Consider the following 23,982-nt stretch of genomic DNA (forward strand, 5'->3'; position numbering starts at 1 on the left):
GACCCGGACCCCGGTCACCCGGATCACCGACACCCGGCACTCGACCCGGCCGGACACCGTGGTGGTGGAGGAACCCCTGGAGATCCGGGTGAACGGGACACCGTTGGCGGTGACGATGCGGACCCCGGGTTCGGATGTGGAGTTGGCGCAGGGGTTTTTGCTGACGGAGGGCATCATCGCCGGCCGCGCGGATGTTGCGTCGATCCGGTACTGCAACAGCGTCGACGAGCACGGCGTCAACACCTACAACGTGTTGGATGTGGATCTGGCGGCGGGGGTGTTCCTGCCCGACATGGGGATCGAACGCAATTTCTACACCACCTCCTCGTGCGGGGTGTGTGGGAAGGCGTCCCTGGACGCGATCCGGCAACGCACGAAGCATTCCCCGGCGGCGGACACGGTGCGGGTCGATTCGGCCACGATCGTGGGACTGCCGGATCGGTTGCGGGCGGCGCAGAAGGTGTTCGACACCACCGGGGGTTTGCATGCGGCGGGGTTGTTCACCCGGTCCGGGGAGCTGCTCGCGGTCAGGGAGGACGTGGGCCGGCACAACGCGGTCGACAAGCTGATCGGGTGGGCCACCGAACAGAACCGCATCCCACTGCGAGGCAGCATCCTGCTCGTGTCCGGTCGGGCGTCGTTCGAGTTGGCGCAGAAGGCGGTGATGGCGGGGATTCCGATCCTCGCGGCGGTGTCCGCGCCGTCGTCGCTGGCGATCGACCTCGCCCACGACACCGGACTGACCCTGATCGGGTTCCTGCGCGGCACCACCATGAACCTCTACACCCACCCGGACCGCATCACCTGAGGTGAGTGGCACAGCGTGCTCCCGCACACCGTGCCACTCACCTGGGGTCAGTGAGTCGAACTGATGTTCACGCGATACTGACGGAGCATTGGCCCTACAYGGAGGGCGGCGTCGGCGCCAATAAAACTTTCGTATAGTTGCCTCATGACCAAAGGCGACGGAGTGAGGTCGAACGACGGCGGTGTGCAGTCGGTCGACCGCGCGGTACGAGTGCTGGAGGTCCTGGCCCGCAACGGTGAGGTCGGGGTCAGTGCGATCGCCGCCGAAATCGGCGTGCACAAGTCCACGGTGTCTCGACTGCTGGGCTCCCTGGAAGAGCACGAAATGGTCACGCAAACCTATGACCGGGGAAAGTACCGCCTCAGCCTGGGGATCCTGCGCTTGGCCGCGGCAGTGCCCGAACGGCTCGAGATAACGGAGCAGGGCCATGCCGTGTGTGAACGGCTTGCCATGAAACTCGGCGAGACGGTCAACGTCGCAGTTCTGCGTTCGCATTTTGCCGTCCACCTCGATCAGGCCAGAGGGCCCGCGGCTATCGGCACGCACAACTGGATCGGCGAGCCCACCCCGCTCCATGCGACGGCAAGTGGAAAAGTTCTCCTCGCCAACCTCGATCAGCGGCAACGACACGAAATCCTGAGCTCGTCGGTGCTGGAGCAGTTCACCGATCACACGATCACCACGCTCGCTCGACTCGACGAGGAACTGGACGCGGCGCGGAGCCTCGGCTATGCCGTGGTCGTCGAAGAGTATGAAGACGGGTTGAACGCTATTGCGGCACCGATCCGGGACTACGCAGGCGGCACCACAGCAGCATTGAGTGTGTCCGGACCGGTCTACCGTTTCAGCGAAGAGCGCATGCGGGACGTGGTACCCGACGTCATTGCAGCGGCTGCAGAGATCAGTGAACGCATGGGCTTCCGGGAGTCGTACACACCCAGCGCCTGAGCTCGTCGCGGGTCCTCAGTACCCCGCGATTTCTTCGGCCATCTCGACGACATTCGTGAGCAGCATGGCCCGCGTCATCGGGCCGACGCCACCGGTTGCACCGCTGATCTTCCCGGCAACGCGGTCCACAGATGGGTGCACGTCACCGAGAATCCCCTCGACGGTGCGCGTGATGCCGACCGACAACACGGTGGCACCGGGGCTGATCCAATCCGGCTGCACCAGGTGGGCGACACCGGCCGCAGCGATCACGACGTCGGCGTTACGCGTGTGGGCGGCCGTGTCGACGGTGGCCTCGTGGCACAGGGTCACGGTCGCATGTTCGCTTCGGCGCGTCAGCATCAGACCGAGAGGCCGGCCGACGGTGACGCCACATCCGAGGACGCAGAACCGAGCGCCGGTGATCGGGACATCGTGATGGCGGAGAAGTTCGATGATTCCTCTCGGGGTGCACGGCAGCGGTCCGGCCATCCCCAGCACGAGTCGACCGAGATTCGTCGGGTGCAATCCGTCCGCATCCTTGGCGGGATCGATCAGCGCGAGGACCCGGTGGGTGTCGATGTGCTTCGGTAACGGGAGCTGGACGATGAAGCCGGTGCAGGCGCTGTCGGCGTTCAGTCGCAGGACAGCTGCCTCGATGTCGAGCTGAGACGCGGTTGCCGGCAGGCGAACCTGGATGGAGTTCAAACCGACGCGCCTGCAGTCGCGGTGTTTCGCTGCGACGTAGGCATGACTGCCGGGGTCGTCGCCGACGAGGATGGTGCCCAAGCCAGGCCGAATCCCCTGCACTTGCAGCATGGCGATTCGGTCGGCGAGATCATCCTTGATCTGCTCGCTCACGGCCTTGCCGTCGATCAACGTCGCGATTGCCATGGGATACGCCCTCTCTGGAACGCCGAAATGGTGCATGTAAGCCGATGCCGTAGGTCTGCGGTCACAGCACGGGACGGCTGACCCGAACCGGGTCTGTGCAGGATGGGGAACTGTCTGACGACAACTGATATATCAGAATGGAAGGAGTGTAGTTCACCAGGCGCGGCTGGTCAAAGGTTCTCGGCCTGCCGACGTTGATGGCGACCGGGGGCGCCGAGTGGGGGTGGATGTCTTCTCGGCGTCAGGGTCGGCCTTGCTTCGTTCGACGCCGAGCCGTCTGTCTCGGGATCTTCCGAGCGGATTGATCGAGTGATGATCCTGTGGCGCAACCTCTTCGACGGATGCGCTGCGCCGAAGCTGCTTCCCGCCCGCCCTCCGGGCAGGGCTGCGACGCGTCGGATTTCGATGGTGCATCTCCACTTGACACTGCCCTATGGCGATTGTCACACTGTTGCGTAACACACGACGTGTTTCGCATTGCACAACAGAGAGGCTTTCAATGCTCGAGGTCTGCCCACTAGCGTCCCTCCCTCGCGGTGACGCACGCCGTGTTGATGCCTCCCCGCCCATCGCGGTGTTCCACACCGACGATGGTGAGGTGTTCGCCGTCGACGACACGTGCTCGCACCAGGACGCTTCGTTGGCAGATGGCTGGCTCGAAGGCTGCGAGGTCGAGTGCCCGCTGCATGCCTCGAAGTTCAACCTTCGGACCGGGGCGGTCGATGCGCCGCCCGCGAAGCTTCCCGTGCGGACTCATGAGGTCGTGATCGAGGACGGCGTGATCTACGTCGAGCTCAGCACCGAAGCGCCCAACCTGCCACCCGACATCCGGAGCCGTCTCGACGCGGAGGGGAAAGCATGAAGAGCATTGCAATCATCGGCGCATCGCTCGCCGGTCTCTGTGCTGCGCGTGCCCTGCGCGCGCAGGGCTTCGCCGGTGAGCTGAACATCGTCGGAGCGGAGAGCAACCGGCCCTACGATCGTCCGCCGCTGTCCAAGGAGTATCTGGCCGGCGACATCGACCAGGCTTCTCTGACTCTCGAACCGGATGACGAAGACCTGCAGGCGAACTGGCTTCTCGGACTGTCCGCAACGAATTTCGATGCCGGCACCCGTAGCGTCACGCTCAGCGACGGCTCCCAGCTGAGCGCCGACGGCTTCGTCCTCGCGACCGGTTCGCGTGCGCGGCCGTGGCCAGGGACCGAGCATCTCGCCGGTGTGCACGTCCTCCGTACGATCGAGGACGCAGACCGGCTGCGCGCCGACCTCGTCTCCGGCGCCCGACTGGTGGTCATCGGTGCAGGTTTCATCGGCGCCGAGGTTGCCTCCACAGCGCGCAAGCTGGGACTGGATGTCACGGTCGTCGAAGCCGCTCCGTCACCGCTCATCGGCCCGCTCGGTCCGCAGTTGGGAACGGCTGTGGCCCGCTTCCACGGCGACAACGGCACCGCCCTCCACTGTGGTGTCGGAGTCGCAGGGTTGACCGGTACCGACCGGGTGACCGGCGTCGACCTCGCCGACGGTCGCCACGTTCCCGCTGACGTCGTCGTCGTCGGGATCGGGGGCATACCGAACATCGAATGGCTCGAGGGAAGCGGCATCGAACTCGGCAACGGTGTGCTGTGCGACCGGGGCGGCGCTACGTCGATTCCGCATGTCGTCGCGGTCGGTGACTGCGCGGCATGGATGGACGCCTCGGGCGCTCACCGTCGCGTCGAACACTGGACCGGGGCCTCGGAACGGCCGGCGATCGCGGTGTCGACTCTCCTCTCCGGCGAGTACCAGGGCCAGCATGTCAAGCCACCGTACTTCTGGTCGGACCAGTACGGCGCGCGCATCCAGTTCGTCGGAATCGCCGGACCGGACGCAGAATTCACCATCGAAGAGGGCAGCCTCGACGCGGGTAGTTTCCTCGCCGTCTATCGGCGAGACGGGAACCCGGTTGCGGTCCTCGGCGTAGATCAGGTTCGTCTCTTCACCCGCTGGCGCCGCCAAATCTCCGCTCAGCCGACCCCGATCTGAACAACCTTCTCAGCCCACGGATCCACGAGATCACACACTAAGGGAGACCCCCAGTGACAACCACGCACCTGCCTGAGAGCCTCATCTCCACGCTCCCGGGAAACTATTACACCGACAGCGACATCTTCAAGCTCGAGCAGGAGAAGGTCTTCGAGGAGATGTGGTTCTGCGCTGTGCGGGCCGCGGACCTCGACAAGCCCGGCGCATTCAAGACCGTCCAGATCGGGCGGGAAAGCGTCATCGTGACTCGATCCCGGACAGGTGAGATCCGGGCCTTCCTCAACATCTGCGCCCACCGCGGCGCCCGGCTGTGCACGGAGGAGAGCGGAGAAGTCAAGCGCTCCTTCCAGTGCCCGTACCACGCATGGACCTACGACCTCGACGGCAAGCTCGTCGCGGCACCGAACCTGACCAAGATGCCCGACATCGACCGCGTCGAGTACGGGCTGAAGAACGTGGCGGTCCAGGAATGGATCGGCTACGTCTGGCTCAACCTGGCCGACGAGCCGACGTCCTTCGACACCACCGTCGTTCAGGACATCCGCGACCGGCTCGGCGACGTGGAGTCGATCGATCGGTACGACATCGCGAACCTGGACCTCGGCCGTCGAATTGTGTACGACGTCAAGGCCAACTGGAAGCTCATCATCGAGAACTTCATGGAGTGCTACCACTGCGCGACGATCCACCCGGAACTGACCGAGGTGCTGCCCGAGTTCGCCGACGGATACGCCGCTCAGTACTACGTCGGTCACGGGGCCGAGTTCGGTGAGGGTGTCGAAGGGTTCACCGTCGACGGCTCCGCAGGCCACGACGTAATTCCCGGCATCGCCGAGGAGCAGGACCGCCGGTACTACGCGATCACCGTGCGGCCGACGGTGTTCGTCAATCTCGTGCCCGACCACGTGATCGTCCACCGGATGTTCCCGCTCGCCGCCGACCACACCATCGTCGAGTGCGACTGGCTGTACCTGCCCGAGGTGGTGGCGACCGGTAAGGACCTCGACCGCTCCGTGGAACTCTTCCATCGCGTCAACCAGCAGGACTTCGACGCCTGCGAGCGGTGCCAGCCTGCGATGGATTCGCGACGCTACCGCGACGGCGGTGTGCTCGTTCCCAGCGAGCATCACATCGGCGAGTTCCACGACTGGCTGCGCGAGAAGATCGCTCACTGACGTCGTGGTGACGAGGCCGCTCGTGGGTTCCGCTCCCTGATGAAGGGAAGGGCAGCGCGATGACGACGGTGGAGATGGGCATTCCCACGGTACGGACGCCGGCCTCTTCGGCGGGGAGGCCGGACGTCGCGCACCTGGTGGACCGCTTCGGCCGGGTGGCCAGGGACCTGCGGGTGTCGATCACCGAGAAGTGCTCGTTGCGGTGCACCTACTGCATGCCGGAGGAAGGCCTGCCCGCCATCCTGGCGGAGCGGTTGCTCACGGCGGACGAGATCGTCCGGCTCGTCGTCGTCGCCGTGCGTCGCCTCGGGGTCCGGGAAGTGCGGTTCACGGGCGGCGAGCCGCTGATGCGCGCCGACCTCGAGCGCATCGTCGCCGGCTGCGCGGCGCGGGTCCCGGGTGTCCCGCTGGCGATGACGACCAATGCGGTCGGTCTCGAGCACCGGGCACGCGGGCTCGCCGCCGCCGGTCTGACCCGCGTGAACGTCTCCCTCGACACTGTCGAGCGAGGGCAGTTCGCGAAGCTGACCAGGAGGGACCGGTTGCCTTCCGTGCTCGCCGGAATCCGCGCCGCCGTCGCCGCCGGGCTGTCGCCGGTGAAGATCAACGCCGTGCTCATGCCCGAAACGCTCGGTGGTGCACCGGATCTGCTGCAGTGGTGCCTGGACGAGGGCGTGCAGTTGCGATTCATCGAGGAGATGCCGCTCGATGCCGACCACGAGTGGGCGCGCGAGAACATGGTTCCGGCGGACCGGCTCCTCGCGGTGCTCGGTGAACGATTCGACCTCGGGGAGATCGGTCGGGACGACCCGTCGGCGCCCGCGGAGAAGTGGCGGGTGAACGGCGGTCCGTCGACGGTCGGGATCATCGCGTCGGTCTCGCGGTCGTTCTGCGCCGACTGTGACCGGACCCGGCTCACCGCCGAGGGTACCGTCCGGTCGTGTTTGTTCAGTGACTCCGAGATCGACCTGCGCGGCCCGATGCGGTCGGGCGCGGGCGACGAGGAACTGGCGCTGTTGTGGCGTGGTGCGATGTGGAACAAGTGGGTGGGGCACGGCATCGAAGCCGACGGATTCGCGCCTCCCGTGCGCAGCATGGGAGCGATCGGCGGCTGAATGGGACATATCGGTTGCGGCCGGCCTGTGTGGACCGGACAGGTGCCGGCTCAGTTATGTCATTGGGTGCCAACAGAAGCGGGCGGCGGCAATTAGTGGTACCGAACGGCACGTGTTCGAGAGGCTTTCTCGTACTGCTCGAGTTCCGCCATCCAGCAAAGATTTTCACAAACTCTTGACTCGTTCCAGATTTGTAGGCAATAGTAGGAGAGTGTCCGTGACATCGAAGTACGCAGAACAGTTGCGTGAGGCTGAACTGCGCGTGACCCGGCCCAGGGTCGCGGTACTGGAAGCGGTACAGGCGAATCCGCACGCTGACACGGAGACGATTCTCGGAGAGGTGCGCTCGGTTCTGCCGGGTGTGTCCCGGCAGTCGGTGTACGGCATACTGCACGCGGCGACTGCTGCCGGCCTGGTACGGCGGATTCAGCCATCGGGTTTGGTGGCGCGCTACGAGTCGCGGGTCGGTGACAACCACCATCATGCCGTCTGCCGGTCCTGCGGAGCCATCGCAGACATCGACTGCAGTATCGGCGAGACCCCGTGCCTGAACCTGTCGCTGGGGTACGGATTCCTGGTCGACGAGGCCGAGGTCATCTTCTGGGGACTGTGCCCCGACTGCTCGCCTCACAACTAACCCCACACTTTCACACGCACACGTGAAACAGCCCAGCCCGAAACAGCCCCTTGTGAAAGGAAAGTCGTGTCTGACTCCACCCAAACTCTCGCGGAAGAACACCCGCCGATCGCCGAGGCTCAGACCGAGCCCGCACAGAGTGGCGGTTGCCCCGTCGCACACGGCCGGCTCGCGCATCCCACCCGGGGTGGTGGAAACCGTGACTGGTGGCCGAACCAGCTCAACCTGAAGATCCTGCAGAAGAACCCCGCCGTGCGCAATCCCATGGACGAGGATTTCGACTACGCCGAGGAATTCGCGGGCGTCGACCTCGAGGCCCTGAAGCGGGACATCGAAGAGGTCATGACGACCTCGCAGGACTGGTGGCCCGCCGACTACGGACACTACGGACCGCTGTTCATCCGGATGGCGTGGCACGCCGCGGGCACGTACCGCATCACCGACGGCCGCGGTGGTGCCGGCGGCGGGATGCAGCGCTTCGCGCCGCTGAACAGCTGGCCCGACAACGCGAACCTGGACAAGGCGCGCCTGCTGCTGTGGCCGGTGAAGAAGAAGTACGGCAAGACCGTGTCGTGGGCCGACCTGATCGTCTTCGCCGGCAACGTCGCGCTCGAGTCGATGGGCTTTACGACCTTCGGTTTCGGCGGCGGCCGTGTCGATCAGTGGGAGCCCGAGGAAGACGTCTACTGGGGTCCGGAGCTGACCTGGCTCGGAGACGAGCGCTACACCGGAGAGCGGGACCTCGACAAGCCGCTCGGTGCGGTCCAGATGGGTCTGATCTACGTCAACCCCGAAGGACCGAACGGCAACCCGGATCCCGTCGCGGCAGCACGGGACATCCGAGAGACGTTCGGCCGCATGGCGATGGACGACGTGGAGACGGCCGCGCTGATCGTCGGCGGTCACACCTTCGGCAAGACGCACGGTGCCGGCCCGGCCGATCTGGTCGGACCCGAGCCGGAGGCCGCTCCGCTCGAGGAGCAGGGTCTGGGCTGGAAGAGCGCGTTCGGCACGGGTAAGGGTGGCGACACGATCACCAGCGGCCTCGAAGGCGCCTGGACGCCGACCCCGGCGCAGTGGGACAACAGCTTCCTCGAGACCCTCTACGGCTACGAGTGGGAGCTGTCCAAGAGCCCCGCCGGTGCGTACCAGTGGATCCCGAAGGACGGCGCCGGAGCCGGCACCGTGCCCGACGCCCACGATTCGTCGAAGACGCACGTGCCGGTCATGTTGACGACGGACCTGTCGCTGCGGATCGATCCGGCCTACGAGAAGATCACCCGCAACTGGCTCGAGAACCCGGATCAGCTCGCCGACGACTTCGCCAAGGCCTGGTACAAGCTGACCCACCGTGACATGGGGCCGATCGTGCGCTACCTCGGCCCGCTGGTGCCGGAGGAGACGCTGCTGTGGCAGGATCCGATCCCCGCGCTCACCCATGAGCTGATCGACGCCGGCGACATCGCGACCCTGAAGAGCCGGATTCTCGAGTCCGGACTGACTGTCGCAGAGTTGATTTCGACCGCGTGGGCGTCGGCCTCGTCGTTCCGTAACAGCGACAAGCGTGGCGGTGCCAACGGCGGCCGGATCCGCCTCGAGCCGCAGGCGAGCTGGGAGGTCAACAACCCGGACGAGCTGGCCCAGGTGGTGCGGACCCTCGAAGGCATCCAGAAGTCCTTCAACTCGGCACAGACCGGGAACAAGCAGGTCTCGTTCGCCGACCTCGTCGTGCTCGGTGGTGCTGCTGCTGTCGAGCAGGCCGCGAAGAATGCCGGCTACGACGTGGAGGTGCCGTTCACGCCCGGTCGCACGGACGCGACGCAGGAGCAGACCGATGTGGAGTCCTTCGCCGCGCTCGAACCGGCGGCGGACGGTTTCCGCAACTACCTCGGCGAGGGCAACCGCCTGCCGGCGGAGTTCCTCCTGGTCGACAAGGCGAACCTGCTGAACCTGAGCGCACCCGAACTCACGGTTCTCGTCGGTGGCCTGCGGGTGCTGGGCGCGAACTACAACACCACGTCGGAAGAGGGTGTCTTCACCTCGAACCCCGGCGCGCTGACCAACGACTTCTTCGCGAACCTGATCGACCTGGGGACGACGTGGGCGCCGGCGTCCTCGGGTTCCGAGATCTACGAGGGTCGGGACCGCGTCAGCGGTGAGGTCAAGTGGACCGGAACCCGCGTCGACCTGGTGTTCGGGTCGAACTCGGAGTTGCGCGCCCTCGCCGAGGTCTACGCGGCCGACGACGCGAAGCAGAAGTTCGTGCGCGACTTCGTGTCCGCGTGGGACAAGGTGATGAACCTCGACCGGTTCGAACTCGTCTGATCCTCGACGAGTCTGCGCGGCACCCCTGCGGGAGCTCACCCCTGCAGGGGTGTCGCGCTTTTCGTCTCACCTTTCGCAGTGCCGACGGCTGACGGTCGGTACGCCGGGCCTTCGATGCCCCACCGCAGTGCGTCCGCGCACCGCAGACGTGCCCGAGGCGTGCCGCTGCGGAGTCCGCCACTGCGGAGTTCAGTGCTGCAGAGTTCAATTCGGTGATCGCGAGTCCGGGCTGTCGCCCGCCCCCCCTCGCTGCCCAGCGCGCGTGTGTCCCGTCCACGTCGTACCGATCAGCCCGGCCCGACGGCCGCAGCGTGGTCGATCTTCCTCTGCTGATGACGAACTGATGAGAAGTTCGTATGAACGCCATCTCAGCTCTTGACATACACCCGACAGGTGAGTGTTATATCAGTTATATATCAAGAGCCGGCATCTGCCGGTGCGTTACCGCCAACGGAGGTTCACCATGTTCCGGAGATCGTGTGCACCAGCCAAGGAAGGCCTGAGGGGGACCGCACGCGCAATATTCCGCAGCGACCCTCGGTGTAGTACTGGAGGTTTGCGATGAGTGGTGTTCCCGGCAAGTTGGAGAAGGGGCTCAACGACCGTCAGCTGAGGATGATCGCCATCGGCGGCGTCATCGGCGCAGGATTGTTCGTCGGTTCAGGCGTGGCCATTCGAGACATCGGACCGGCGGCCTTCATCGCATACGCGATCAGCGGGGCCGTCGTCATCATGGTGATGCGGATGCTCGCGGAGATGGCTGTCGCCAACCCCTCGACGGGGTCGTTCGCCGATTATTCCCGCCGGGCGCTGGGGGACTGGGCAGGGTTCTCGGTCGGATGGCTCTATTGGTACTTCTGGGTGATCATCGTCGGGTTCGAGGCAATCGCTGGCGCGAAGATCGTCCAGTACTGGCTGCCGGGCGTACCGCTCTGGCTGTGCGCCCTGGTGCTGCTGATCGCCATGACGGCGACCAACCTCTTCTCGGTGTCCTCCTTCGGTGAGTTCGAATTCTGGTTCGCCGGCATCAAGGTCGCCGCGATCATCGTGTTCCTCGCTCTCGGAAGCGCATTCGTGTTCGGGCTGTGGCCCGGGAAGTCGATGGACTTCTCCAACCTCACCAGCCACGGTGGCCTCATGCCCTACGGGGCCGCGGCGATCACCGCCGGTATCGTCACCGTCATCTTCTCGATGACCGGCGCCGAGGTCGCGACCATCGCGGCCGCCGAATCGCAAGATCCCGAGCGGGCCGTGGCCAAGGCCGCCAACTCTGTCATCATCCGTATCGCGATCTTTTTCGTTACCTCGGTCTTCCTGCTGGCGACGATTCTGCCGTGGAACGACGAGAGCGTCTCCGTGTCCCCGTTCGTCGCCGCATTCACCGAGATGGGGATTCCCTACGCCGACCACATCATGAACGCCGTGGTGCTGACGGCCGTGCTGAGTTGCCTCAATTCAGGGATGTACACCGCATCGCGCATGCTGTTCGTGCTGGCAGCCCGACGCGAAGCCCCTGCGAAGTTGGTGAACGTGACGCGACGTGGGGTACCCGCCGTCGCGATCCTCGCCTCCTCGGTGGTCGGTTTCCTGTGTGTCGTCGCCGCAGCGATATCGCCCGAAACGGTCTTCGCGTTCCTGCTGAACTCGAGTGGTGCGGTCATTCTCTTCGTGTACGCCCTGATCGGCGTATCGCAGATCATCCTGAGGTTCCGGTCCGGATCGTCGCACCTGCGGGTTCGGATGTGGCTGTTCCCGGTACTGTCCATCGTCACCGTCCTGGCAATCCTGGGCGTTCTGCTTCAGATGTACCTGCAGAAGGAATCGCGGTCACAACTCGTACTGAGCCTGCTGTCGTGGGCTGTCGTCGTCGGCTTCTACTTCCTCAACAAGTGGTATGTCGCACGTCGCCCGGTGGCAGAGGAAGTGGTCGGGACAGCGCGGCCGCATCGAGTGCTGGTGATGGCCAACGAGACTGCGAACTCCGCGGAACTGTTGGACGAGTTGCGCCGGATCGGCGCCGACCGCGAGGCCAAGTACTTCGTCACCGTGCCCGAGAGTCCGATCGAGACCGGAGTCGCCGCAACGCACGGTCCGCTCGACGTACGAGCGGCAACACAATCGGCGGCGCAGAGCCGGTTGGACTACACACTCACCACACTGCGTGCCGACGATCTCGACGTCGACGGTGCACTGGGTGATTACCGCCCGCTGCGCGCGCTCGCGGAGTCCGTGGACGACTTTCATCCCGATCGAATCGTGATCGCGACACTGCCGCCGGACGAGTCGATTTGGCATCGTTTCGATGTGGTCGATCGGGCACGGGCCGAACACCCGGCAGTCCCGGTGACCCATGTGGTGGCCACGCCGGTGAGACAAGAAGAGAATGCGTAGTGACGATCATCGCCGCTGCGGTCATCGAGCGCGGACTGCCTTCGGGGCAATCGCGCCACGCGGCTGTGCCCCGCGTTCCACGCAGGTACCGGTGATGATCGTTCCCCGGCGCGGCGCCCCCACCAGGTAAGGCGGTCAGCGCACCATCTCGCTACGGATGGCGTCCTGGACCTTCCCCCGAGTTGCGGCGATGCTGCCCGCCATCTCGGCGAGATCTGCGCTTCGGTTGAGCGACTCGGTGTGTTGCGACAGCTCCTCGAGTTGTCGCAACACGTCCGGGCCGGCGACGACCTTCGCCTGGCTGAGCAGGCCGTCCAATTCTTCGGTGTCGATCGACTCCACCTCGGCAGCGGGATTCGGCGCCCCCGCGTGTGCTTGTGCTGCGAGGCGAGCCGTCGCTCCCAGCAACTCGGCATAGATGGCGAGCCGCAGTTTCATGAGCTGGTCTTTCCTCGCATTCTTGCTGCGTAGTCGTTCCGCGATCCACGGTGAGACGGCCGTGCCGATTATCCCGGCGATGCCCATCCACATAATCGGATTCACGATCCGTCCCTCCAGTACAGCAGTCGTGCAGAAATGCGGAACGCTCCCGCTCAGTTCTCGTTGTCGCCGAAGATGGCTTTGGCTTCGAGGTATTCGGCGAGGCCGAATTTGCCGAACTCGCGGCCGTTGCCTGATTGTTTGTAGCCGCCGAAGGGCGCATCGAACGCCAGCGGTGCTCCGTTGAGGTGGACCATTCCGGTCCGCAGCTTCCGGGCGACGTTCCGTGCGCGCTGTGGGTCGCGCGAGGAGACCATTCCGGAGAGCCCGTACGTGGTGTCGTTCGCGATGCGGATTGCGTCGGCTTCGTCCTCGTAGCCGATCAGCATCATGACGGGGCCGAAGATCTCCTCTCGTGCGATGGTCATATCGTTCGTGACGTTCGCAAAGACGGTGGGCCGGACGAAGTATCCGGCGGAGAGTCCGGCCGGACGGCCGACACCGCCTGCGACGAGTGTGCCGCCCTCGTCGATGCCCGTCTGGATCAGACGCTGGACCTTGTCGAATTGTGCTTGTGACACAAGGGGACCCACGGTGGTCCCGTCGGCGTCGGGAGGCCCGACGACGATCTTCTCGGCAGCCGCCTTCGCGATCGCGCAGGCTTCGTCCATGCGGTCCGACGGGACGAGGATACGAGAGCCGGCGTTGCAGGACTGGCCCGCGTTGACGACCACGCCCATCACGTCCCGGGTGATGACTTCGTCGAAGTCCGCGTCGACCAGCACGATGTTCGCCGACTTGCCGCCGAGTTCCTGCGCAACGCGTTTCACGGTCGGTGCAGCATTCCGCGCGACCTCGACACCGGCACGGGTCGATCCGGTGAACGACACCATGTCGACGTCCGGGTGCCTCGACAGGGCGGCTCCGACCGTAGGTCCGTCACCGTGAACAAGGTTGAACACCCCGGCCGGGACACCCGCTTCGTGAAGTATCTCGGCGAAGATGATCGCATTGAGCGGCGCGATCTCGGACGGCTTCAGCACCATCGTGCAGCCGGCGGCCAGCGCGGGCGCGACTTTCGCGGCGATCTGATTGACGGGCCAATTCCACGGTGTGATGAACGCGCACACGCCGACCGGTTCGTGCACGACGGTCGTGGTGCCGATCTTCTCCTCGAATTCGAACCTGCGGAGCGCATCGAGGGCGGCGGCAAGGTGTGCCATGCCGCACGGTGCCTGAGCGGTCGCGGCGAGCCCGGCAGGTGCGCCCATCTCCTGGGTGATGGTCGTGGCAAGGTCGTTCATTCGCCGCCCGTAAACCTCGATGACTCTGCTCAGCAACTCGATTCGGTCGGCACGTGTCGTCGACGCGTAACTGTCGAAGGCTGTGCGCGCGGCCGTGACGGCTCGATCGACGTCCTTCTCGTCGCCCAGCGCAATGGTGGTGATGGCCATTTCCGTCGCAGGGTTGACGACGTCGAGCGTGTCGGTGCCGATCGGCTCGACCCACTCGCCGTCGATGTAGAACTTCCGGGTGTTCTGCATGGTGCTCCCTCGTTGTCCGCCGTCCGGGTGTTCGCGGCATGTGACAACAATGGCTTCTCGCCGCTCGGACGTCTGTCCGCCGACGGGGCCTTCTCCGGGGTGAATGCGTTGTCCTCCGATCGGGGGACAACCCCGTTGCCGGGTGGGTCTAGTCCTCGTGGGGGGAGGGGTCGGGGATCTCGTCCTTGCGGTAGTTCGGGAGCCGGCTCGCGGGCACCATGGCGATCGCGCTGAGCCCTGCCAGGGTGAGCAACCCGATCTTGAGGGCGTCGAGGCGGGCGTCGATATTGATCTGCACGGCGGCGTCGACCTGCACGTCGGAGGCGGTGGTGGCGTCGAGAATCTCCTCGAGGCGGTCGTTGCTGATGAAGTTGATGTTGTCGAGGTCGACCTGTGCAACGAGGTCTTCGGGTAGGTCGACGTGGCCGGCCACTGCCTGCCCGACGCCGATCGACAGCAGCGTCACCAGGAGCGCGCCGGCGAAGGCCGTGCCGACGGCGGATGCGAGGTTCTGGGTGGTGCCGCGTACCGACCCGACGTCGCCCGCCAGTTCCTTCGGGGCAGCCGTGACCAGCACGTTGAAGACGAGGGTGACGAGGGCGCCCTGTCCGATGCCGAAGACGATGAGCCCGAGGATGGTCGGGACGGTCTCCCAGTTGTTGGTCACCACGAACGAGAGCCAGATCAAGGCACCGGTGGTCAGTGCGAAGGAGAAGCGTGCGATGACGCGGGGGCTGAACCGGCCGTAGAAGCGGACGACGAGCATGGCGGTGACGAACACGGTGATGTTGAACGGCATCATCGCGAGCGAGGTGTCGAACGGGGTGCGGCCCTGGACGATTTGAATGTAGAGGGGCACGGTGAAGTTCAGGGCCGCTTCGAGTGCGACGACCACGAACATCGCATACACGGCCGCGCGCTCGGTGGGCGCCGACACCACCTCGAGACTGATCAGGGGCACTCGGCCACTGTCGGCGCGCCGTCTGGTCCAGACGAAAAACGCCTGCCCGAGGATGATTCCCAGCACGATCAGCACCGGGGCGCCGGAGACGCCGAGCACGCTGAAGGGCGCGTTGGGGGATGCCGTCAGCAGACCCCACGAGTTCAGATTGTTGAAACCCAGCGTCAGCGACACGACGGCGATACCGATGATGAACGCGCCGACGATATCGATGCTGATGGTGTCGTTGCCGCGATCGGAGCGAAGCGTGAAGCTCAGCAGGAACACCGCGACGGCGACGACGATGAGGATGGCGAAGACGGGCCGCCAGCCGACGAGAGTTCCCAGTGCGCCACCGATCAGGAACGCGGACAGTCCGGAGAACGCACGTGCCGATCCGAGTGATCCGATCGCGGTGGCCTGCTGGGTGTCACGATAGTTCTCGGCGATGAGGGCGACGAGGGCGGGCACGATGATCGCCGCCGAGGCCCCTGCGAGCGCTTGCGCGGCGATCACCCAGCCGATACTCGGTGCGAGAACCATCATCAGTTCCGCGACAGCGAACACGGCGACCATGATGCGGAAGATCAGCACCCAGCCGACTCGCTGTCCCAGCTTCGCACCCACCATCACCAGCGCCGCGACCACCAGGCCGTAGGTGACGATCGCGGTGCTCACCGTCGTCGGGGGCACGCCGAAATCCTCGACCATGCCACCCAGCGAGACCGGCAGTGCCGCGACGTTGAACGACATGAGCACCTGCGCCAGGGCGAGTCCGATCATCGGACGCCACGACGCCTTCACCTGCTCGCCGGGATCACGCGGGCGGGACGTATCGGCGGGGATCGTCATGCTGACCTGCTTTCACGCGGAGGGTGGGGCCCGGACGCGAAGACGTTCAATCCGAGAGTCCGGGACAGGTAGGCGGTTGCCCGCTGCCCCCGAACGCTGTTGCCCGCGGAATCGAGCCGCGGGGAGAAGGTGGCCAGTCCGGCCTTGCCCGGGGCGATCGTGACGATGCCGCCGGACACGCCGCTCTTGCCGGGCACGCCGATCTCGAACAGCCATTCCCCGGAACGTTCGTAGAACCCGGTGGCGGCCAGCACCGACAGCGTGTCGCGGCAGATCGACTCGTCGACGACGCGTTCTCCCGTCACCGGGTTGACGCCGCCGTCGGCGAGAGTCGCGCCCATGATTGCGAGATCCCGGGTGTTCACCCGGAGTGAGCATTGTTTGGTGTAGACGTCGACGGCGTCCAACGGGTCGACGTCCAGGCGGCCGTAGCTCTCCAGAAGCTGGGCGATCCCGCGGTTGCGCAGGTTCGTCGCCGCCTCCGATTCGTACACGGTGACGTCGAGCGTCAACCGGCGCCCGGCGAAGCGGGAGAGACCGTCCTGGACGAACTCCCACTTCGCGGTGGGAGTGACCCCGGGAACGAGTGCGGTCGTGGCGATGGCGCCCGCGTTGACCATGGGATTCATCGGATGGCCGTCGTTGAGTTCGAGGGCCACGACGGAATTGAACGCCAGGCCGGTGTTGTTCACCCCGATCCGTACGCCCACCACCTCGTGGCCGATCTCCTGGCAGACGAGCGCGTACGTGAAGGCCTTGGAAATGGACTGGATCGAGAACTCGTGCACCGCGTCGCCGACGGCGTGCACACCCCCGTCGACCTCGGCGACGCAGATCCCGAACAGGTCGGGGTCGACTGCCGCGAGAATCGGGATGTAATCCGCCACGACACCGTCGGTGGCGGCGGCAGATCGCTCGTACGCGCCGTGCAGAAGCGACTCCACGTCGTCCCAGCCGGGCAGAGCTCCGGTCGAGACCCGTTCCGGCACCCCGGTCACGTCCAACTCCATCGAACCCCACCTCCGTCCTGACATTCTCACGCCGGAACACGTTCTTGTCCGGATAAGGACGGACACTGGTGGGCTTTCGACGATCACGCCACCGCTGCAGCATCCGCGCCATCGATACCGTTCAGGTATCGAAAGATCCCAAACAAGTGTTGGACTTGAATCGAAAGCGCTCCTAGCCTTGTGAACACAGCGCACCGACAGTGACGCGATTGCGAACGAGGAGAACGAAACCCATGACCACAGCGTCGCCCCAAGAGATTGCCCACAAGCTCGGCTCCGGTCTGTTGTCGTTCCCGGTCACCCATTTCACGGAGGACCACTCGTTCGACGAGGCCGCGTACCGCGAGAACATCGGCTGGCTCGGGCAGTTCGACGCCTCCGGGTTGTTCGCCGCCGGTGGCACGGGCGAGTTCTTCTCGCTCACCCCACCCGAGGTGGAGCAGGTGGTCCGGGCCGCCGTGCAGGAGGCGCCGGACGGACTTCCGGTCATCGCCCCCGCCGGTTACGGCACCGCGACCGCCGTACAGATGGCCCGCTCGGCCGAGAGCGCCGGCGCGCACGGCATCCTGCTGCTTCCCCCGTACCTCACGGAGGCGAGCCAGGACGGCCTCGTGGCGCACGTCAAGGGGGTATGTGCCGCAACCACTCTCGGTGTGACGATCTACAGTCGCGCCAACGCCGTGTACACCGAGTCGGCCGTGGCGGAACTCGCGGACAGCTGCCCGAACCTGGTCGGTTTCAAGGACGGTGTCGGCAACATCGAGCAGATGACGCGCATCTACGCGAGCCTCGGTGACCGCCTCACCTACGTCGGCGGATTGCCCACCGCCGAGATGTTCGCCCTGCCGTATCTCGCCCTGGGCGTCACCACGTATTCCTCGGCGATCTACAACTTCGTCCCGCAGTTCGCACTCGACTTCTACAACGCCCTCCGCAGCGGAGACAACGCGTTCGTCGTCAACGCCCTCAACGAGTTCGTGATCCCGTACTGCAACCTGCGCAACAAGAAGCAGGGATATGCCGTCAGCATCATCAAGGCCGGCATGAAGGTCATCGGCCGGCCCGCAGGCCCCGTGCGTGCACCGTTGACCGACCTCGACGCCGTCGAACTGGCCGAACTCGCCGACCTGATCAAGAAGGTGAGCTGAACACGACGGTCACCTGCGGCATGGAGCGCGACACTCCGGTCCGGTGACCCTTGCCCGCCGCTCGGCGTCACAGGATGATCGGGGGATGGCCGAACAGATCGACGATTACTTCATCTCTGTCGTGTCGGGGCTTGTCCGCGGGAAAAGCAGCACCGGGGTCCGCCCGGAGGATCCGATCCGGCCCCCGTCCCCGTTGTCGGTGCAGGGCACTCTGGACCTTTTCGACGCCCAGCTCGGCAGCAGGCATCTCGATCTGGCGGCCCGGTGGTTGCGGTCGCAGGGTAAGGGTTTCTACACGATCGGTTCCTCCGGGCACGAGGGCAATGCCGCCGTCGCAGCAGCGCTGCGTCCGACCGATCCCGCTCTGCTGCACTATCGTTCCGGTGGATTCTTCCTCGCGCGGGCGCAGCAGGTGGACGGCAGTGATCCGCTCCGCGACGTCCTCCTCGGTGTCGTGGCCGCGACGGAGGAGCCGATCTCGGGTGGACGGCACAAGGTGTTCGGCCGCCACGATCTCGGCATCATTCCCCAGACCTCCACCGTCGCTTCGCATCTGCCGCGGGCAGTTGGTGTCGCCTTCTCGATCGCCCGGGCACACAAGCTCCACCTGTCCTCGCCGTGGCCCGCCGACGCGGTGGCCGTGTGCAGTTTCGGGGATGCGTCGGCGAACCACTCCACCGCCGTCGGCGCGATCAACACCGCCGTCCACTCGGCCTACCAGGGGTTGCCGCTCCCGTTGCTGTTCGTCTGCGAGGACAACGGGATCGGGATCAGCACCAAGACACCGACGGGATGGATCGCCGCGAATTTCGGTGAGCGGGCGGGTCTGGAGTACTTCGAGGCGGACGGTTCCGACCTGCCGGCGGCGTACGCCACCGCGAAGAGGGCCGCCGACTGGGTGCGCGGGCACCGCAAGCCGGCGTTCCTGCATCTGCGGACCGTCCGGTTGATGGGTCACGCCGGATCCGATCTCGAGTCCGCGTACCGGACGTCCGCCGAGATCACCGCAGACTTCGACCGGGATCCGGTGCTGTGCACCGCAAGACTTCTGATCGAAGGCGGACACCTCGGCCCCACCGAGATCCTCGCGCGCTACGAGGACACACGCGCGGAGGTTCTCGGTCTCGCCCGGGATGTCGCCGAGCTATCTCAACTGGACAGTCCCGCGGCGGTGATGAGGCCCCTCATCGACACCGCCGAGCAGGCGACCGCGGCGGTGCCGGAGCGCGTCGACCCGGCCGAGCGCGCGGAGTTTGTCGGATCGCCGCTGCCGGAGGAGGAAGGCAGGCTGACCCTCGCCCTGTCGATCAACCGTGCCCTGCTCGACGTGCTCGCCCGCTGCCCCGAGGCGCTGGTGTTCGGTGAGGACGTGGCCCGAAAGGGCGGGGTGTACGGGGTGACCCGGGGTCTGATGAAGAAGGCCGGGTCGGCGCGCGTATTCGACACCCTGCTCGACGAGCAGGCGATCCTGGGTCTTGCGCTGGGTGCGGGGGTGTCCGGGTTGTTGCCGATCCCGGAGATCCAGTATCTGGCGTATCTGCACAATGCGGCCGACCAGATCCGCGGGGAGGGTGCGACGTTGCAGTTCTTCTCCGACCGGCAATACCGCAATCCGATGGTGGTGCGGATCGCCGGATACGGGTATCAGAAGGGCTTCGGCGGGCACTTCCACAACGACAACGCCGTCGCCGCACTGCGCGACATCCCCGGCGTGGTGGTGGCGTCGCCGTCCCGCCCCGAAGACGCCGCGGCCATGATGCACACCTGTGTGGCGGCGGCGCGCACCGCCGGCGCGGTGTGCGTGTTCCTGGAACCGATTGCGCTGTACCACATCCGGGATCTGTACGACGACGGCGACGGGCTGTGGCTGGCACCGTACCCGGACCCCGCGACGCAGGCCGAGAACCACGTCCCGATCGGCTCGGCCCGCACCTACGGTGACGGCACCGACCTGACGATCGTCACCTACGGCAACGGTCTGCGGATGAGCCTGCGAGTCGCGCGAAAGCTCGAGCGTGCGCACATCGCCGCCCGGGTGGTGGACCTGCGCTGGCTCGCACCGCTGCCGGTGCAGGACGTCGTCCGGGAGGCGCACGCCACCGGCCGGGTGCTCGTGGTCGACGAGACCCGCAAGTCGGGGGGTGTGTCCGAGGGCGTGGTCGCAGCACTGGTCGACGAGGGCTTCACCGGGCCGCTCGCGCGGGTGACGAGCGAGAACAGCTTCATCCCACTCGGCGACGCCGCGCTCGAGGTGCTGCTGTCCGAGGACACCGTCGAGGCCGCGGCGATCACACTCGTGAGCCGCTAGCACCGGCATCCCTCGCGCTTCGGTATGACGGCAACGTCAACCGGTATCCCCTCCGCCATTGCCAAGCCGTCGTGCGGTCGGGCATGTTCGAACTGCATCTCTCCACACCGGCGGACAGGAACATTTCATGAGTGGCGATCAGCTACCCCACATCGTGGTGATGGGGGTGACCGGCTGCGGGAAGACGACAGTCGCGCAGCAACTTTCCGCACTGACCGGCCACCGGTTCCTCGATGCCGACGATCTGCACCCGCAGTCGAACGTCGCGAAGATGGCCGCCGGCATCCCGCTGACCGACGACGACCGGGCCCCGTGGCTGGGAGTCGTCCGGGACCGGCTGCAGGAGCTGTCCGGGCAGGGGCGCCGCGGTGTGGTGGCGTGCTCGGCGCTGCGGCGCAGCTATCGGACGATCCTCGGCGACGTCTCCGACCCGGTGCTGTTCGTGCACCTCACGGGAGACCAGCAGGTGATCCGCGGGCGGATGCAGGCACGGAGCGGGCACTTCATGCCGCCTGCACTGCTCGATTCCCAGTTCGCGCTCCTCGAACCGCTCGACTCCGACGAATTCGGTGTCGCCCTGGACGTCGCACCGGCGCCGGACCTGATCGCCCGGGCCGCCGTCGAATACCTGCACGAAGAACGAAAGGTCGCCACACAGTGAGTTCGCATCGGAGCTTCGACGTCGAGGGCAAGATCGCGCTCGTCACGGGGTCGAGCCGGGGAATCGGTTTCGCACTGGCCAACGGGCTCGCCGAGGCGGGCGCGGAGGTCGTGCTCAACGGACGCGACGCGGCAGCCCTCGCGCGCAGTCGCGACGAGATCGTGAACGCCACCGGCGCGACGGTCCACACCTGCGCCTTCGACGTGACCGCTCCCGAGGAGGTCGCCGCCGCCGCGAAGCGGGTCGAGAACGAGATCGGCCCCGTCGAGATCGTCGTCAACAACACCGGCGTCCAGCACCGCAGCCCCCTGCTCGAGTTCGGCGACGACGACTTCCGGCGTGTTCTCGACACCAATCTCAGCAGCGCCTTCTTCGTCGGCCGCGAGTTCGCGCGGGCGATGGTCGAACGCGGGCACGGCAAGATCGTCAACATCTGCTCCGTGCAGAGCGAACTCGGCCGGGCGGGCATCGCCCCGTACGCCGCCAGCAAGGGTGGGCTGAAGATGCTCACCCGCGGAATGTGCGCCGACTGGGCACCATTGGGACTGCAGGCCAACGCCATCGCACCCGGCTACTTCGACACCCAGCTCACCGAGGCGCTCGTGAACGACGCCGAGTTCAGTGCGTGGCTCACGAAACGCACGCCCGCCGGACGGTGGGGACGCACGGACGAACTCGTGGGTGCGCTGCTCTTCCTCTCCTCGCCGGCGTCGGACTTCGTGAACGGCCAGATCCTGTATGTCGACGGCGGACTGACCGCCGTAGTCTGATCCCCACCCGACCGACTCGAAAGACGAAGATGCCGAACACTGCAACGCCCCGCATCCACCTCGGACCGAACCCCGACGCAGCCCTGATACGCGGGATCGAGAGGGGCGGCGGCGTACTCGCCCCGCTCGACGACGCCGAGGCCGTCGTCTGGGCGCAGGGCCCCGACACGTTTCCGGCGGAACTGCCGGATTCCGTGCGCTGGGTGCAGCTGCCCTCGGCGGGGGTGGAGCCCTGGATCTCCGCGGGAATCGTCGACACCGACCGGGCCTGGACGTCCGCGGCCGGCGCCTACGCCGGCAACGTCGCGGAACACGGTGTCCTGCTGCTCCTGGCCGGGGTTCGGGCCCTCACCGAGCAGGTGCGCGCGACGTCGTGGCGCAAGGCCGAGTTCGACCCGCAGGTGGGCACGCTGCGCGGGGCGACGGTCGCCATCGTCGGCTGCGGCGGCATCGGTCGCGCGATGATCCCGCTGCTCGCCGCGTTCGGCGCCGACGTGCTGGCGGTCACTCGCTCGGGCACCCCGGTCCCGGGTGCGTCCGAGACGCTGCCGGCCGACCGGACCTCGGAAATCTGGTCCAGAGCAGACCATTTCGTCATCGCCGCACCGGCGACGTCGGCCACCGCCCACCTCGTCGACGAGACCGCGCTCGCACAGATGAAATCGACGGCGTGGATCGTCAACGTGGCGCGCGGTTCCCTCATCGACACCGAGGGTCTGGTCCGCGCGCTGCGCGCCGGGTCGATCGGCGGCGCCGCACTCGACGTCACCGACCCCGAACCGCTGCCCGACGGGCATCCGCTCTGGACCCTGCCGAATGCGATCATCACCCCACACGTCGCGAATCCCGCGACCGGACTGACCGGGTTGCTCGCCGATCACGTCGCGACCAACGTCGAACGCTTCGCCGCGGGCGCGCCCCTGCTGGCGCCGATCGATCCGGCCCGGGGTTACTGAGGGCCGCGTTCGGCTTCCGAACTGGTCCTGATGTAGTTGGACACGACACTGCGCAGCACCTCGCGCACCGCCTCCGCCGGTCCGGACAGCGGCTGATTGGCGGGTGTCCCGAGGGAGACCTGGACTTCGATCGACGGTTCGATGCGGCGGAGTTCCAGGTTCTCCACGTTCATGATCCGGCGTGCCACCGAGAACGGTAATACCGTCGCGCCCAGTCCGTTTCGGACGGCCTGCGCCATCAGCGTCACCGATTCCACCTCGCCGACCACCCGTGCGTGCTCGAAGGCGTGCTCGTACGCCTGCTCCACCACCTTGCGGATCGTGTGCATCGGGCCCGGCAGCAGCAGTGGCAGATCGACGAGATCCTTGATGGCGACGGCCGTCCCGGTGTCGCCGGGCAGTCCGGTGCCCGCCGGGGCGACGACCATCAGTTCCTCGGTGAGTAGACGCTCGAAGTTGACGCCCTTGATCGGCCCGGCGTCGTACAGCAGGGCCATGTCCATCCGGCCCGTCATCATGGCCTCGCTGAGCACACCGCCGAAATTCTCGTTGACGTGCAGAAGGATGCTGGGGTACCGCGACCGCACCGCGGTGAGCAGCGGCAACGCGATGGAGCTGACGGTGCTGTACGGCGCGAGTCCGACGGAGACACCGCCCGCCAGTTCCCGGCCGACGACGCTCACCTCGGCCTGAGCGCTCTCCACCTGCCGCAGGATCACCTGTGCGTGCCGGTACAGCGCGCGCCCCGCGTCGGTGGGTTCCACTCCCTGCTTGCTGCGGATCAGCAGTTGCTGACCGAAGTGCGTCTCCAACGCCGTCATCTGCTGGCTGAGCGCCGGCTGCGCGATGTGCAGTATGTCCGCCGCCCGCGTGATGGATCCGGCGTCGACGATGCGGACGAATGAGAACAAGCGTCGGGTATCCACGAGCGATCTGCCTTTCTGACGATGCGGCGACGCAAGCACGCCGCGGTTTCGAGAAGGTTGCCGGGCGGAAACACCGCTGTAGCCAAGTGCGGG

Annotated in this window: 20 protein-coding genes; 14 read left to right on the forward strand and 6 right to left on the reverse strand. The window is 66.2% G+C overall.

The features are described 5' to 3' along the window. Both fdhD and AC1DWT_RS29130 read left to right on the forward strand, forming a co-directional pair. A partial coding sequence (fdhD, locus tag AC1DWT_RS29125; protein WP_477923273.1) for a formate dehydrogenase accessory sulfurtransferase FdhD occupies positions 1-808 on the forward strand: 808 nt, incomplete at its 5' end. A 183-nt stretch (positions 809-991) separates the two neighbouring features. Then, positions 992-1,756 (forward strand): IclR family transcriptional regulator, encoded by a 765-nt coding sequence (locus tag AC1DWT_RS29130; protein ID WP_241031370.1) that lies wholly within the window; start codon positions 992-994, stop codon positions 1,754-1,756. 15 nt (positions 1,757-1,771) lie between these two features. Here AC1DWT_RS29130 and AC1DWT_RS29135 read toward each other — a convergent pair whose 3' ends face one another. After that, positions 1,772-2,629, reverse strand: a complete 858-nt coding sequence (locus AC1DWT_RS29135) for a bifunctional methylenetetrahydrofolate dehydrogenase/methenyltetrahydrofolate cyclohydrolase (protein ID WP_072944314.1) — start codon at positions 2,627-2,629, stop codon at positions 1,772-1,774. 499 nt (positions 2,630-3,128) lie between these two features. Between AC1DWT_RS29135 and AC1DWT_RS29140 the strand changes: the two genes are divergently transcribed. From AC1DWT_RS29140 to AC1DWT_RS29170, 7 genes are all read left to right on the forward strand, one after another. Continuing rightward, a complete protein-coding gene (locus AC1DWT_RS29140; RefSeq protein ID WP_072944315.1) occupies positions 3,129-3,491 on the forward strand; it encodes a bifunctional 3-phenylpropionate/cinnamic acid dioxygenase ferredoxin subunit in 363 nt (120 codons plus the stop codon). Continuing rightward, a complete protein-coding gene (locus AC1DWT_RS29145) occupies positions 3,488-4,651 on the forward strand; it encodes an NAD(P)/FAD-dependent oxidoreductase (RefSeq protein ID WP_206013833.1) in 1,164 nt (387 codons plus the stop codon). The genes AC1DWT_RS29140 and AC1DWT_RS29145 overlap by 4 nt, the downstream gene beginning before the upstream one ends. Before the next feature lie 53 nt (positions 4,652-4,704). Next, positions 4,705-5,826, forward strand: a complete 1,122-nt coding sequence (locus AC1DWT_RS29150; RefSeq protein ID WP_095861723.1) for an aromatic ring-hydroxylating oxygenase subunit alpha — start codon at positions 4,705-4,707, stop codon at positions 5,824-5,826. Between the two features lie 59 nt (positions 5,827-5,885). Further along, a complete protein-coding gene (gene moaA, locus AC1DWT_RS29155; RefSeq protein ID WP_206013832.1) occupies positions 5,886-6,941 on the forward strand; it encodes a GTP 3',8-cyclase MoaA in 1,056 nt (351 codons plus the stop codon). Between the two features lie 211 nt (positions 6,942-7,152). Next, complete coding sequence (locus tag AC1DWT_RS29160; protein ID WP_072944321.1) at positions 7,153-7,578, forward strand: Fur family transcriptional regulator; 426 nt, start codon at positions 7,153-7,155, stop codon at positions 7,576-7,578. Between the two features lie 66 nt (positions 7,579-7,644). After that, complete coding sequence (katG, locus tag AC1DWT_RS29165; protein ID WP_072944323.1) at positions 7,645-9,903, forward strand: catalase/peroxidase HPI; 2,259 nt, start codon at positions 7,645-7,647, stop codon at positions 9,901-9,903. Positions 9,904-10,464: 561 nt separating this feature from the next. Beyond that, on the forward strand, positions 10,465-12,294 hold the full coding sequence (locus AC1DWT_RS29170) for an amino acid permease (RefSeq protein WP_072944325.1): 1,830 nt from the start codon (positions 10,465-10,467) through the stop codon (positions 12,292-12,294). 135 nt (positions 12,295-12,429) lie between these two features. Here AC1DWT_RS29170 and AC1DWT_RS29175 read toward each other — a convergent pair whose 3' ends face one another. The 4 genes from AC1DWT_RS29175 to glsA all read right to left on the reverse strand — a co-directional run bounded on the left by AC1DWT_RS29175 (position 12,430) and on the right by glsA (position 17,120). Beyond that, positions 12,430-12,837 carry a hypothetical protein gene (locus AC1DWT_RS29175; RefSeq protein ID WP_095861727.1) on the reverse strand — a complete coding sequence of 136 codons (408 nt, stop codon included), beginning with the start codon at positions 12,835-12,837 and terminating at the stop codon, positions 12,430-12,432. A 50-nt stretch (positions 12,838-12,887) separates the two neighbouring features. Further along, positions 12,888-14,318, reverse strand: a complete 1,431-nt coding sequence (locus tag AC1DWT_RS29180) for an aldehyde dehydrogenase family protein (protein ID WP_072944329.1) — start codon at positions 14,316-14,318, stop codon at positions 12,888-12,890. Positions 14,319-14,466: 148 nt separating this feature from the next. Then, on the reverse strand, positions 14,467-16,110 hold the full coding sequence (locus AC1DWT_RS29185) for an MFS transporter (protein WP_206013831.1): 1,644 nt from the start codon (positions 16,108-16,110) through the stop codon (positions 14,467-14,469). Next, complete coding sequence (gene glsA / locus AC1DWT_RS29190; protein WP_072944331.1) at positions 16,107-17,120, reverse strand: glutaminase A; 1,014 nt, start codon at positions 17,118-17,120, stop codon at positions 16,107-16,109. Before glsA ends, AC1DWT_RS29185 begins: the two co-directional genes overlap by 4 nt. Positions 17,121-17,353: 233 nt before the next feature. Here glsA and kdgD point away from each other — a divergent pair, with 233 nt between their 5' ends. From kdgD to AC1DWT_RS29215, 5 genes are all read left to right on the forward strand, one after another. Further along, complete coding sequence (gene kdgD / locus AC1DWT_RS29195; protein ID WP_072944333.1) at positions 17,354-18,268, forward strand: 5-dehydro-4-deoxyglucarate dehydratase; 915 nt, start codon at positions 17,354-17,356, stop codon at positions 18,266-18,268. Between the two features lie 85 nt (positions 18,269-18,353). After that, positions 18,354-20,576: a thiamine pyrophosphate-dependent enzyme gene (locus AC1DWT_RS29200; protein ID WP_206013830.1), complete on the forward strand. Its 2,223-nt coding sequence runs from the start codon at positions 18,354-18,356 to the stop codon at positions 20,574-20,576. Positions 20,577-20,703: 127 nt separating this feature from the next. Next, positions 20,704-21,237 (forward strand): gluconokinase, encoded by a 534-nt coding sequence (locus tag AC1DWT_RS29205; RefSeq protein ID WP_206013829.1) that lies wholly within the window; start codon positions 20,704-20,706, stop codon positions 21,235-21,237. Beyond that, entirely contained in the window at positions 21,234-22,007 is a 774-nt protein-coding gene (locus AC1DWT_RS29210; RefSeq protein ID WP_206013828.1) for an SDR family oxidoreductase, read from the forward strand. The genes AC1DWT_RS29205 and AC1DWT_RS29210 overlap by 4 nt, the downstream gene beginning before the upstream one ends. Positions 22,008-22,036: 29 nt before the next feature. Then, positions 22,037-22,963 (forward strand): D-isomer specific 2-hydroxyacid dehydrogenase family protein, encoded by a 927-nt coding sequence (locus tag AC1DWT_RS29215; protein ID WP_477923280.1) that lies wholly within the window; start codon positions 22,037-22,039, stop codon positions 22,961-22,963. Here AC1DWT_RS29215 and nac read toward each other — a convergent pair. Then, complete coding sequence (nac, locus tag AC1DWT_RS29220; RefSeq protein WP_206013826.1) at positions 22,957-23,874, reverse strand: nitrogen assimilation transcriptional regulator NAC; 918 nt, start codon at positions 23,872-23,874, stop codon at positions 22,957-22,959. The two genes, AC1DWT_RS29215 and nac, sit on opposite strands and share 7 nt — an antisense overlap. Positions 23,875-23,982: the final 108 nt, after the last annotated feature.

The organism is Rhodococcus sp. P4_B6 (genome assembly GCF_056402215.1).